General features: G+C 34.2%; 10 protein-coding genes. 1 reads left to right on the top strand and 9 read right to left on the bottom strand.

Features of this window, described 5'->3' with window-relative positions:
* Positions 1 to 85: 85 nt before the first annotated feature.
* The 8 genes from ACQUQZ_RS03460 to ACQUQZ_RS03425 all read right to left on the bottom strand — a co-directional run bounded on the left by ACQUQZ_RS03460 (position 86) and on the right by ACQUQZ_RS03425 (position 8,583).
* Complete coding sequence (locus ACQUQZ_RS03460) at positions 86 to 2,179, bottom strand: BatA domain-containing protein (protein WP_435353352.1); 2,094 nt, start codon at positions 2,177 to 2,179, stop codon at positions 86 to 88.
* A gap of 486 nt (positions 2,180 to 2,665) precedes the next feature.
* Positions 2,666 to 3,385: a hypothetical protein gene (locus ACQUQZ_RS03455; RefSeq protein ID WP_435353351.1), complete on the bottom strand. Its 720-nt coding sequence runs from the start codon at positions 3,383 to 3,385 to the stop codon at positions 2,666 to 2,668.
* Positions 3,386 to 3,487: 102 nt separating this feature from the next.
* A complete protein-coding gene (locus tag ACQUQZ_RS03450; RefSeq protein WP_435353350.1) occupies positions 3,488 to 4,051 on the bottom strand; it encodes a LutC/YkgG family protein in 564 nt (187 codons plus the stop codon).
* Positions 4,052 to 5,440 carry a lactate utilization protein B gene (locus ACQUQZ_RS03445; protein WP_435353349.1) on the bottom strand — a complete coding sequence of 463 codons (1,389 nt, stop codon included), beginning with the start codon at positions 5,438 to 5,440 and terminating at the stop codon, positions 4,052 to 4,054.
* On the bottom strand, positions 5,437 to 6,177 hold the full coding sequence (locus ACQUQZ_RS03440) for a (Fe-S)-binding protein (RefSeq protein ID WP_435353348.1): 741 nt from the start codon (positions 6,175 to 6,177) through the stop codon (positions 5,437 to 5,439). The genes ACQUQZ_RS03445 and ACQUQZ_RS03440 overlap by 4 nt, the downstream gene beginning before the upstream one ends.
* Positions 6,178 to 6,187: 10 nt before the next feature.
* Positions 6,188 to 7,465: a TIM barrel protein gene (locus ACQUQZ_RS03435; protein ID WP_435353347.1), complete on the bottom strand. Its 1,278-nt coding sequence runs from the start codon at positions 7,463 to 7,465 to the stop codon at positions 6,188 to 6,190.
* Between the two features lie 94 nt (positions 7,466 to 7,559).
* Positions 7,560 to 8,210 (bottom strand): nicotinamide riboside transporter PnuC, encoded by a 651-nt coding sequence (gene pnuC / locus ACQUQZ_RS03430; protein ID WP_435353346.1) that lies wholly within the window; start codon positions 8,208 to 8,210, stop codon positions 7,560 to 7,562.
* Positions 8,211 to 8,220: 10 nt separating this feature from the next.
* The gene (locus ACQUQZ_RS03425; RefSeq protein ID WP_435353345.1) at positions 8,221 to 8,583 is read right to left on the bottom strand and encodes a winged helix-turn-helix transcriptional regulator; all 363 of its coding nucleotides are present in this window, start codon (positions 8,581 to 8,583) and stop codon (positions 8,221 to 8,223) included.
* Between the two features lie 111 nt (positions 8,584 to 8,694).
* Here ACQUQZ_RS03425 and ACQUQZ_RS03420 point away from each other — a divergent pair, with 111 nt between their 5' ends.
* Complete coding sequence (locus ACQUQZ_RS03420; RefSeq protein ID WP_435353344.1) at positions 8,695 to 9,066, top strand: DoxX family protein; 372 nt, start codon at positions 8,695 to 8,697, stop codon at positions 9,064 to 9,066.
* 153 nt (positions 9,067 to 9,219) lie between these two features.
* Here the strand turns inward: ACQUQZ_RS03420 and ACQUQZ_RS03415 are convergent, their stop codons facing one another.
* A complete protein-coding gene (locus ACQUQZ_RS03415) occupies positions 9,220 to 12,936 on the bottom strand; it encodes a sensor histidine kinase (protein ID WP_435353343.1) in 3,717 nt (1,238 codons plus the stop codon).
* Positions 12,937 to 12,976 lie beyond the last annotated feature (40 nt).

Here is a 12,976-nt window from a genome sequence, read left to right as displayed (position 1 = left end):
GCAACTTTTAATATCAGTAAAATTACAAGTAAATTCTTCTTTTATGTATTTTTTAGACTTTTATCAGCCTCAAAACTATCTATTATCACCCTTTCATAAATCGAATCAACAAAATTTCAATTAATAAAAAAACTAAGGCAAGCATTACACAGTATTTCCAAAGTGGTGTACCTACATTACTTTCTTGGAATGTTTTCACAAAATCCCCATCCAATAAATTATCAAAAATCGTTATGTTTTTTTGTCCTGAAAAGAAAGTTCTTAGTTCTTCTGGCGTATAAAAATCCATTTTTGATTCTTCGTTATCATGGTTAAATGCCAATAATTTCTCAGTTTTTCCGTCTAATTGCAATTCATAATATCCAGATTCAAGTACTTGATTATCAGTCAATTGCGATGACTTTGGCAATTCCAACGTAAGCGTATTTCCTATGATACGCTGTATTGGAATAATTTCAATTTTATTATTTGGAGTAGAGACATTCTTTAATTTATAAGTTGCATCTTTTTTCCCATTACTCAATTCAAGTGTGATGCTTCCTTCGCTAAAATTGAAGGCTGCTCGTTCTTGTTTGGTACTCATCGAGGCAATCTTAAACATTGTTGGCACGAAAAAGGCATGTTCGGCAAAATTTCCATACGCTTTGTCTAATGGTGAGGCACAAAGATAAATACGTCCTTGCGAAGCTTTCGTTGAAGTAATAAAATTTTGTAGGTTTTTGAAAGTTAATATTTTTTCACCTACGCCCGACCAAGTCCATGCAGGTTGCATAAGTGGTGTATTCACAACTCCCTGTAATGTAGTTCGTTCAAAAACATCAATATAAAAAGGATTTTGTCGATTGGGTTCGGCAATGGCTAATTGGCTTTGTGGTAAAACAGGCTGATTCAAGTTATTGATTCCTTGAATACCAAAACCACCTAAAAATTGTTCGTATGCGACCACATCTGGGCGTGCCGATGGAAAAATCAATAAGTTTCCACCATTTCTTACAAACTCTTCAAGATTGGCTCTGAATGTTCCCGAAACTTGCTCCACACCTTCTAAAACAATGAGATTGGCATTTTTAAATTGCCCTACATCTACATTTGTAGCACTGAATGCACGATAACTAAAAAGACTATCATTATCAAAAACTTTTCCGATATAGTCAGTCGCACTACGTTCTTGGTACAAATGTAAAATCTGAATTGTTGGCGAGGCATTCAACACAAAATAATAATCATTATCGAATGTAATGGGTTGGTCATCAAATGAAACTTTTCCACGATGAAAACCTTTGTCTTTTACAGTAAAATTAAAAGTGGCAGTTGCCGAGCTATTCGGGGCAATATCAACTGAAGCGGTTGAGGCTTGTGTATTATCAATAAACAATTTGATTGGTAGTTTTTCAACCTCTTCACTACCTGAATTATAAACTTTTACATACAAAATATTATTCTGCATTTCACGAATAAAAGGTGAGGCTAACCAAACCGAATCAGTGAAAACATTTTGATTTTTCTTGCCTTGAACTGGCACTAAAAACACCTTATTGAGCGTATCAGTTTTGATTTTTTTCAAATCTCCTGCGGTACTTTTCTGAAAATCAGAAAACCAAAAAAATTGGTTATTTGCACTTGAATTATGCTTTTGAGCTAAACTATTTTGGCGTTTATAAACACTTTCTAGCGTTCGTGGATTCGATGAAAAACCTACGGAAGTAAGTCGATCTTTTATTTTTGTACCATTAGTTACGGCTTGATCTTCTCCCGAAAAATCGTTTGTAACTAATTGTATATTAGGCGATTGGCGAAAAAGTGTAAGTAATTCATCAATTTTGGTGATTGCTAAATCTAAATAGCGTTTGTTTTCCGTTGTGTTTTGCATACTCAACGAATTGTCGAGGTAAAGGCTATTCACACCTAAACCCGAACTACGATTCGTTGCTCCATTTTTGGCAGGCAAAAAAGGTTGAGCAAAAGCCAAAACCAAGAAGGTAAGAAACAAAATTCTTGAAGCTAAAATAAGCCATTGCTTGATGCGACGAAAAGCACTCGTTTGGGTTTCGACTGCTTTCAAGAATGCAACATTTGTAAAAAAAACTCGCTTTGTTCGGCGAAAATTGAATAAATGAATAATCAAAGGCACAGAAAGTGCCAATAAGCTCCAAAGAAAAGTAGGAAAAAGAAATTGCATATCGCCTTTTTAAATTAATTTTAATTGCTATTAGCAGTTAGCTGTTGGCTTTTTTGAGGTTTTAATATAAAAATTAAAATAGACCGCCGAAGCGACTAATTGCTTACAGCTAATAGCCACTATATCTAACGTAAAAGTCTGAAAATCCTTTCAATAAATCATCATCTTTTAAGTTTAAATGCCAATTATTATGCCAAAGCAAAACAAATTTATTGGTAGCATTTTACAAGATAACATTTTAAACAGATAAGTAGTTAGTATGTTTACTTCACACAATTATTTATTTATAAATGTTTGAGATAATTGTGATATTTACTCTCAAAAACATTCTAACTTATTGATAGAAAACTTAAACAACAGGTATGAAAGTTTAGAGATTGAGAATTGTGGAATTATCATTTGGGACAACTTTCACGCGTGGAGTAATAGTTCTCTAAAGCATTTAATAGAAATATTAGAGAAAATTAGAATTATAATGTAAAAACATCAAAATTTCTGTTTGACATTAACTTTATAAAACCTCAATACATGATTGACTATTAGAAACTCGCCAATGGTATTGATAACTCTTATAAAAATATAAGTAAATTCAAAAGTTCGTGCTTCGGGGGGCAAAATATAGTATAAATCAGCTATAGCTGTAAAAAATAATCCTATAAGAAACAAAACTTGATTATTCTGTTGGTGATGCTTTAGCTGAATTCCTGTAAATAAAAATATCATTATTCCAACCCAATAAAAATTAAATGACCCCATCGAAGGTCTTGGGTAAAGATTTAAAAGATATAAAAAATACAAACCTCCAATTGTGCCTAAAATATACAAAGCTATATCTATTTTTGATGTTAGCAGATATTTTCTAACCCCCATTCCAAAGAAAATAATTACCAAAATTAATCTCAGAATAGGTTGAACATAAGAATACACAATATCGTACATCTTCTCATCTACGATAAAAAATGAAGAAAGTCCGATAGTAAAAAGGCCTCCATAACAAATAGAAAGTAATACTAATGGTTTTCGGATTTTTTGTAAAAGTTTTGAGAGAATATAAACGAATAAGAATAAGTAGTCGAATTGAAAAAGGAATAGAGCTAATAATCTATCCAATTGGTTTTTAAGTTCGTTTGGCTCAATCTTTATAAAGAAATAGATATTGACCAAAAGAACCAATGTAAAAAACATACTGGTAAATCTTTCACTCATTGGAGTTGTTTTTATAGTATCATAGTGTAAATCTATCTATTTACAATTAAAACTACAAATAATAATCAATCACAAAATCGGTAAGTAAAAGCTTATTTTTAATTAGTAAATCAAAACCATCATGCTTCTTGCTCCATGAGCTCCAATGACCAATGACTGTTCAATATCGGCAGTTTTTGATGGTCCCGCAATGAAAACACCATAACTACCCGCTCCTTTGAGTTTATCATAAGCTTGTTGCATATTGGCGACAATGTTCTTTTTTTCAAGAACCAATACCAGATGTTGGGTAATAAATGGCAAAGCTCTGTTAAGCATATTACTTTCTGGAACCCAAATTGTTCCATTTTCAGCAACACCAATTTCTCCTTGAATAACTGCCAAATCAATCTGCTCTAAAACGTCTTTAGACGTACTCAGATTCACTTCAACATTCGCTTTGACAATATTGGAAGCTACATTTTTCAAATCGCTATAATAAGTATCAATTGCTGATTGGCAATCGGCTTTTGAAGAAAGTTCAATCGTTCTTCCTCCAATCCCATCAAGCACAGTCTTGAATCGCTCGATACTTCCATCACCTTCAAAAATTGGCACATTAGGCAATGTTGTCAATGAAGGTTTATTACTTGCGATATTTGCTAATATTTTTTCTCTGCTGGTCATCTATTTTCTATTTTCCTCGTACCATTCCTTAAAACTATGTTTCGGAGCATCGGGCAATTCTCTTGCTTTCGCCCACGGATTCATGCTTTGATTATGAGTCAAACCATGAGGTAAGATTCTCAATGCCCCACGAGCCATTTTTCCACTAAAATTATATACTTTGGGCATTGAAAGTACTTTTGCTAAGCCTTTCATTCCCCATTTTTTTGCGGCAGGTAGTTCATTTGCTTGACCAACAATTTGTCTCCATTTATATAATTGTACATGAATATCAATTTTTACAGGGCATACGTCCGAACACGAACCACAAAGTGTACTGGCAAAAGGTAAGCTGCTATATTTATGTAAATCAATATTTGGCGATAAAATCGCCCCAATTGGGCCTGGTACTGTAAAATCATAACTATGTCCACCGCTTCGGCGATAAACTGGGCAAGTATTCATGCAAGCTCCGCAACGAATACATTTCAAAGAATTACGAAAATCGGCTCTACCTAATTGCTGTGTTCGTCCATTATCAACAATCACAATGTGCATTTCTTTGCCATCCGTTGGTTTTGTAAAATGCGAAGTATAGGTTGTAATTGGCTGACCAGTAGCACTTCTGGCGAGTAATCTGGTATAAACTGATAAATGATGTAGTTTTGGAATAATCTTTTCGATGCCCATGCAAGCAATATGCACTTTGGCCAAATTTACGCCTAAATCAGCATTGCCTTCGTTGGTACAAACCACAAAACCGCCTGTTTCAGCAATTGCAAAATTGACACCTGTGAGAGCTACGTCGGCTGCTATAAACTTCTCACGCAAATGCTGACGTGCTGCTTCGGTCAGAACTTGTGGATCTTTTTCGCCTTTGGTTGTTCCCAAATGCTCGTGAAAAGTTTCGCCAACATCTTCTTTTTTGAGGTGAATGGCAGGCATTACAATATGGCTTGGTGGCTCATCACGAAATTGTATGATGCGTTCGCCCAAATCCGTATCAACGACGTCAATGTTATTTTTTTGCAAAAAAGTATTCAAATGGCACTCTTCTGTGAGCATTGATTTACTTTTTACCATTCGGATATTTCGGCCTTCTACATTACTCGATTGCTTGATAATATCCATTACGATTTGATTATGCTCGTCAGCATCGGCTGCCCAATGCACTTTCACGCCATTTTTAATAGCATTTTGTTCAAATTCGAGTAAATAATTATCAAGATTACTTAATGTATGATCTTTTATTTCAGAGGCAAGCGTTCGTAATTCTTGAAATTCTGGAATTGGATATATCGCCTTATCTCGTTTCTGACGAACAAACCACAGTGTTTCGTCGTGCCAAGTTGTACGCTCAAAATCTTTATTAAACGCCTCTGCTAATTCTGGGTGATTTTGGTGATTCATGGTTGATTTCCGTTCAAAATTTCAGCAATGTGCATTACTTTTATAGGTGCTTTTTGGCGTTTAACGATCCCTTCGAGGTGCATTAAGCAGGAAACATCTCCACCTGTCAAAACCTTTGTACCATTTCGTAAATGGTCAGCGATTCGGTCTTGTCCCATTCGTGCCGAAACGGCTTCTTCAGTCACACAAAACATTCCACCAAAGCCACAACATTCGTCATTCCTACTCAATTCGGTGAGTTCAATGCCTTTTAATTTTCGGAGTAATTTTGAAATTTGCCCATCTCGTACACCTGTAATTTCTGAGGCGTTGGCTTGTCGAAGTCCACGCTGTCCGTGGCAACTTAAATGTAAACCTACTTTATGCGGAAAATCAACAGGGATTTCCTCAACTTTCAGCACATTTTCTATAAAATCGACCAATTCATAGACTGACTTTCTGACTTTTTGAACAGCGGGTGTTTGCTCAAGAATATCATAATGCTTTTTGATATGATAAGTACAACTTCCAGAAGGTGTCACGATATAATCGAATTCGGCAAAAGTATCAACAAAATGTTCATAAACTCCTTTAGAATCTTGCTCACAACCACCATTGGCCATCGGTTGCCCACAGCAAGTTTGTTTCATCGGAAACACGACTTCCACACCCAACTTTTCCAATAATTGTAGTGTAGCAACACCTACATTTGGATAAAATTGGTCAACATAACAAGGTATAAATAAGCCTACTTTCATAATTTAGTTTTTATAAACCAGTTGCCACACTAAACCCTCTTTTCCCAACCAAACTTTCTCTAATTTTTGCACTACGGAAAGTTGCAATTGGGTCAATTGCTCCACCTGCTTGGCGACTTGCCTCAGCAACTAAGGCTCTTGCATCGGTCAAGAATGTGTCTCTTAGTAATTCTTCTGCACGCAAAACATCGTTGTTTTCTTGGGCATCAGCTAAAGCCACTCTATCAACCAAAAGTGCTTTTGCATAAGTTGTCAAAATAGCATTGACCGACTGCAATAAATCTTCAATTGGATCTTTTGTATTATGACTTGCATCAATCATCCAAGCCAATGGCGGATTTTTCACACTTGCATCTTGCATTCCATCAACCAATTCATTGAAAATCAAGAAGAATTGGTAAGGTTTGATGCTTCCAGTTGTTAAATCATCATCACCATACATTGAGCCATTGAAGTGGAAACCACCCAAACGTCCGAAGTGCATCAAACGTCCAACAATTTGTTCAATGTTTGTGTTTGGCAAATGATGCCCTAAATCAACTAAAACTTGTGCATTTTTTCCAATATTTTGACATAGCGAATAAGAAGTCCCCCAATCAGGAATCACCATTGAATAAAAATGTGGCTCATAAGGCTTATACTCAATCAACATCGTCCAATCCTCAGGCATTGATTGATAAATACTTGACAATGAATCGTTTGTTCGTTGATAAGCACTTCTTAAATGTGATTGACCAGGGAAATTAGAGCCATCCGCCAACCAAACAGTCAGCACTTTTGAATCCAACATTTTACCATATTCTATACATTGAATATTATGTTGAATTGCCAAATCACGCACTTCACTTTTGGTATGCGAAAGTGAACCAAATTTATAAGAAAAAGGCTGGTCTTTTTGGTCTTGAAAAGTATTAGAATTGACCGAATCAATGGTCAAATCATTGGCTTTGAGGAGTTGTTTTACAGCATTGGCATCTGATGGAATATCCCAAGGAATATGCAATGAAATCGAATTCGATGAGCGATTTAATTGATGTATCAAACCTACATCTTCTATTTTTTCATCCAAATTTCTTGGTTCTCCACCATTCGGAAAACGTCCAAAACGAGTACCGCCAGTGCCTAAAGCCCAGCTTGGAATAGCTACTTGAAACTCCTTAATTTTATCAATAATAGTCTGAATATCAATACCTTTTCGGTCAAGAAGTTCGGTCAAATATGTCAATTTGAACTGGTGTTCAGCCTGTAGTTTTTCGTTATGGTGTTGAATAATATCGTTACTGAGCATTGGTTTGTAGGGGTTTTGTAGTACTTAAATCATCCTGCAATTTTATACTTAAAAAATCATGTAACATTCCTGTACTGTACTGATAAAATCTATTTCATAATTTTCGATATTCTTTCGTCCAATTAATAGCACCGAATAAAGCTATTACGCAAAAAACTGCATAAAGCAACGAATATAATTTTACGTCTTTCACAAAATACATATAAGTACTAATGAAATCAACTGCCAGCCACATCCACCAAGCTTCCACTTTCTTGCGAATAAGCAAGAAAGTAGCAAATATACTCATAATCGTTGTAAATGAATCCATGTATGGAAATGCACTTGGCTTGCTGAAAAGTGCTGGCATTAATTCACTTAAATTCTTGGCAAATGTTCCCAATAAATAGGTACAAACAAGCCCTATTAGCGAGTAAATAGCAAATTGTTTTAATGATAATTGACTGATTTTTAGCTCATTATGCAAGTTAGCCTCTTGCTCTTTTGGGAATTTCCATTGCCAAAATCCAATAATATTCGTAATAAAAAAGAAGATTTGCAAAAACATATCAGGATAAAGTTGAATTTGATAAAACATGATAAATGCCAAAACGACATTCAGCAAGCCAAGTATCCAACTCCACACATTTTCTCGCACTGAAAGAATGACAGCAACTAAGCCCGTCAGTGTTGCATAAAATTCGAGGTAACTCATTTTTACCCCTAAAAGCTCAAAAAAGATATTATTAATGTCGAAAAAATCCATTGTTTTAAAATTATGTATTCATTATTTTCTTACGATGTTCTATTCCCCAAAGTCGAAGTTCGTTGATTAACTTTTCAAGCGATTTTCCATGCTCCGTTATCGAATATTCAACTGTGGGAGGAAAAGTATCATGTACTGTTCGTTTGATTAACTCATTCACTTCCAAATCTTTCAACTCTTTCGATAACATTTTATCTGTAATGCCATTGATGTCTTTTGCGATTTGCCTAAATCTTTTTGTACCAAACGACAATGCAATAATAATTGGTAGCTTCCATTTACCATTCAATATCTCTAAAGAGTCTCTTACGGGTACAATCATTTTTGTACACTCTTCAGGATTATGTTTTTCATCAAATTTTGATACTGTCATAAGTTTCTAACATTACTATCCTCAATGATAGTGCTATCCTTTAGTATAGTACTATAAATTATATAGCAAATATAGATAGGTTTGCACCATCAAACAAAATAAATCTTAAAAATGAAAAAAGACAAAATTATTTATTGGGTAAGTACTGGTATCATTGGTGCAATGATGCTTTTTAGTGCCTATAGCTATTTTACAAATCCTCAAATTGGAGATGGATTCAAACATCTTGGTTTTCCAGACTATTTTCGTCAAGAATTAGGCTTGGCAAAATTAATAGGTGCTTTGGTGCTACTTATTCCTCAAATACCTTTGAAAATAAAAGAATGGACTTACGCTGGATTTGGCATTGTATTTATATCAGCCTCTTTTGCTCATTTCACTAGTGGTGATGCAACTCCAATGGTGATTACACCGATTGTTCTTTTAGGTATCTTAGTTATTTCAAATATTTATCTTTCCAAAGTAGATAAAGTAGCGAATTAAATAGTCCACTGCTAACAGACGACAGAGCATAGCAAAAAAGTCGAATAAATTTTCCAATTGCTCAAAAGACTTTTACCACTAAATTAAAAAAAACACAAAGTTTTACTTAGAAAATCTAAGTAAAACTTTGTGTTTTTGAATTCTAATGAAATTTTATTGTCTAATCGCTAAAGGTAAATCTATAAAGAAAGTTGTTCCACGGTCGGTTTCTGTTTCAAACCAAATATTTCCACCTGCATGTTCTACACCTCTTCGAGCCATTGCCAGCCCAAGCCCTGAGCCACCAACTTTGGTAGTAAAATTAGGAATAAATACACGTTGACGAATATTTTCAGGTATTCCCGAGCCATTGTCTTGAATCTCAATAATGGCTATATTATCATCTTCATTGCGATACAATCGGAGATTGATAATGGCACGTTTTTCTTTCGGAACTGATTGTATTCCATTGATAATCAAGTTAGTAATAACCCGACTCATAAATTGGCGGTCGCCTACTACCCACGCTTCTTTTTCTTTGATATAAGCATTGAGCGAAATTCTTTCATCCTCAGCATACAAATCGGCCGACTTCTGAATCAATGGCACAAGGTCGAAAACCTCATTGCGTGGCACTGGCATTTTGGCAAATTCCGAAAACGAATTGGCAATTTCACTAATATTATCAATTTGTTCGGTCAATGAATTCAAAGCACGACCGATGCGTTCTTTGGCTTTTGGATTATCAACAACCAAAGTACGTTGCAATTGCTGAATCGACAGTTTCATTGGTGTCAATGGATTCTTGATTTCGTGAGCCACTTGCTTTGCCATTTCTCGCCAAGCTGTTTGTTTTTCACTCATCGACAATGCCACTTTACTTTCTTCCAATTTCTTCAACATTTTGTTGTATTCACGCATCAAAATTCCAATTTCATCGTCTGAATTCCACACAAGGCGGTCATTGAGTTTATCCAAATTGGTCTTTTTCAATTGTTGTGCAACCAAACGAAGTGGGTTTGTCAAAACATTAGAAGCAAAATATGAAATAGTCAATAAAATCAAGAATAGCCAAGCAAAAATGCTCAAAATTGAGGCAACAACATCTGTTACTTGACGGTCAAGGGTTGGTTTAGCATCAAAAAAAGGAATACCAATTACTCCGATTGGCTTACTATCATGCCCTTTGATACTCATGTACGCCGTTTTATAATTCAAGCTTCCAAGCGATTCTGTCAATAAAACCTCATTTTCTTTTTCTTCTAAGATTCGACGATACGCCATTGGATTGATAAAAGTAGAAAGCAAGCCATATTCATAAACTAATGGTCGGGTAGTTAAATCTAACTTGCCATTAAGTCCATAAAAATTAATATCTAATTTTGTATCACGTGCCAAATCATTGATTTCTTGCTCTAAAAATGCTCGACTCATGCGTTTTTGAATAAAACTTTCGAGCTGAAGCTGCACCGTAGAAGTAATATTTTTGGTATTATCCAGATACGCTTTTTCTTGATTACTCACAAAAGTTGAATCAATGACACTCAAAGTTATGATAATAACCAACAATAAAGGCGACAAAAATGCGGCATTTAGATAAAGCTGAATCTTTGTAGAAAAATTGATATTGATGTTTTTCAGACCATAATTAATGGCATATAAACCCATAACCATGATGATGAAAAGCACCGATAACAGAAATAAGAATGAAAAATTAGAGAAAATATTTCTCCAAACCTGATATTTCGCTGAAATCACAATTTTTCGACCATTTAGTCCTATCTTACCTACATGGTTATAATCGTGAAGTTGAATACCTTTTTCGTAAAGCAATGAATCTGAAAGAAGCGATATAGGCAATTTTCGCACATAATTATAGCTTCCTGAACTAAAAATCATGTGGTTGCTTTTATCAAAAATAGCATAACTGTAATTTTTGGTGTCAGGTGTTTGCGTAAATTTTTTATCTAATAATAACTCAGGATAAACACTTTGAGCAAACTCATCACGTATTTTTAAATCTAATACGATGCTTCCTAACAAAGCTCCATTTTCATTAATTGGAATAAATATGAGGTATTGCTTGATAAAATTATTTCCAACATCATTGATAAAATAAACATCTGGATTTGCAGTTTTATAAGCTCCTTGCCGATAAGTATTTTCATAAAAAGACAAATTTTGTGAGCCTTCTGAGATGTCCAACGAACTACCGTTTTTATCAAAAGCCAGCACTTCTGTATCGTAGCGGTCGAAATACAAGTCAAGATGTTTATTCTTAATAATTTGTTGTGTCTGCTCACGAGCAAGTGTCTGTCTGGTGATTGCTTGCTTGATTGCCGTATCTTGCTCGATTGTTTGTATTACTCTTGGAAAAAGGCCTTCTCCTAATAAATCATTTTCTGCTAAATACTTTTGTCCAAAAATTTGTTTGTCAAAAAAGTCTTTTTTCAACTCTTCTGCATGAATCACATAAATACCAATTATAGCAAAAATAAAAGCCCCTGTAAAGAAATATATTGTGGTTTTATATTTAAAACTATAAAAGAATCGAGGAAACTTATTGAGATAAATTACTAAAAAATATAAATCTGTCAAAATATAAATCCATCGTATTTGGTCGAAAAAAAAGACAAATACCAATCCCAGTATCGAGCCAATCAGCCATTTCAAAACACCTTCTTTCGGAAACTTATTAAATCTTAAAAAAAGACTTATCAACAAGTGCATCGACAAGAAGAATATCACCGAAATTAGTAAATAAAATATGAGCGTAGCCACCTTCAATGAAGAGAATGAAATGCTCAAAGCAAGGTCTAAATTATACTGTGATTTTTCATAAATATTACACAAATTCTGGAAACATAGGTATGTAATAAATATTGTGAAAGCAGCTAAGAAAACAGAAACAATGCTCTGTACTATCTTTGGCGTTTTGAATAATTTATAATAAAGTGTTGAACGATAAAAGAAAAGAACCAAATAGACAACCAAAACAAAAACTACAGAAGAATTGAGCAGCAAATCCCCTAAAGAAGGAGCCAATTCATTGATAGTCAGAAACTTGGGATTAAAAACACTTGATTCATAAAAAATAAAAGGAATGCTATTGGCAAGCATTACTAATCTTACAAAAAACAGATAAAATGCCAATAAAATAAACCCTCTTCCAAATTGATGTTTTATTCTGAGACGATTGATCCAAATTAGAATATAAATACCAAATAATGCAATACTACATGCAAGTAAGATGAGTGTATTAGTAGGTATATTTGGAGAATTTATTTTCTCGACTTGAGGAGGTAGAACAGAAAACAAAAAAGCACCATTACCATCAGTAATATTGAAAAATTTCTGTTCACTTTGGCTGTTGCTAATTGCATTAGGTTCAGTTATAAAAATATGATTATTATAACCATTTTTTAGGTAATCATTTTCATTCCTAAATCTATGGTAAAGATTAATCAATGAAAATATTTCAACTTTGTTTCCTTGATGATTAAAAGTGATGGCATTAGTAATATATTTACCATTTTCAACACTTAGTAATTTACTTAGTTTTCCTTTTGAAAGCTCTTGATAATTAGGTACATATCGGTGGTCAGACCAGTAAAATAACTGTCCATTTCTGAAAATATAGTATGGGTAAACACTTGGCGTTTCAAAATTCAAGAAAGCATTGCCCGATGATTTTTGATATTGTACACCAATTTCAAGTAGTTCAGCTCTTGACCGCAAAACCTCATCAATCACCCGCTTACGAATAGATGAAATATAATGTTCTTCCGACGCTCCAGGGGCATCTTTTTCAAAAATGAAAAAGTTTAAAGCCGAAATCCCCAGAAAGACTACGGAAAGAACTAAGAAAATATGTTTTTTAAGAAACTCCAATGCTTTTTTGATTACTTTAGAATGCTAAACAGATTGAACG

This window comes from Emticicia sp. SJ17W-69 (assembly GCF_051209875.1).
Classification (GTDB): Bacteria; Bacteroidota; Bacteroidia; order Cytophagales; family Spirosomataceae; genus Emticicia.
This window is presented reverse-complemented; position numbering and strand designations above follow the sequence as displayed.

What these genes read in the sequence shown, in the direction of transcription:
- ACQUQZ_RS03450 (WP_435353350.1), bottom strand. Translation starts at nt 4,051, where the DNA reads ATGACCAGCAGAGAAAAAATATTAGCAAATATCGCAAGTAATAAACCT.
- ACQUQZ_RS03435 (WP_435353347.1), bottom strand. Translation starts at nt 7,465, where the DNA reads ATGCTCAGTAACGATATTATTCAACACCATAACGAAAAACTACAGGCT.
- ACQUQZ_RS03455 (WP_435353351.1), bottom strand. Translation starts at nt 3,385, where the DNA reads ATGAGTGAAAGATTTACCAGTATGTTTTTTACATTGGTTCTTTTGGTC.
- ACQUQZ_RS03425 (WP_435353345.1), bottom strand. Translation starts at nt 8,583, where the DNA reads ATGACAGTATCAAAATTTGATGAAAAACATAATCCTGAAGAGTGTACA.
- ACQUQZ_RS03440 (WP_435353348.1), bottom strand. Translation starts at nt 6,177, where the DNA reads ATGAAAGTAGGCTTATTTATACCTTGTTATGTTGACCAATTTTATCCA.
- pnuC (WP_435353346.1), bottom strand. Translation starts at nt 8,210, where the DNA reads ATGGATTTTTTCGACATTAATAATATCTTTTTTGAGCTTTTAGGGGTA.
- ACQUQZ_RS03420 (WP_435353344.1), top strand. Translation starts at nt 8,695, where the DNA reads ATGAAAAAAGACAAAATTATTTATTGGGTAAGTACTGGTATCATTGGT.
- ACQUQZ_RS03445 (WP_435353349.1), bottom strand. Translation starts at nt 5,440, where the DNA reads ATGAATCACCAAAATCACCCAGAATTAGCAGAGGCGTTTAATAAAGAT.
- ACQUQZ_RS03460 (WP_435353352.1), bottom strand. Translation starts at nt 2,179, where the DNA reads ATGCAATTTCTTTTTCCTACTTTTCTTTGGAGCTTATTGGCACTTTCT.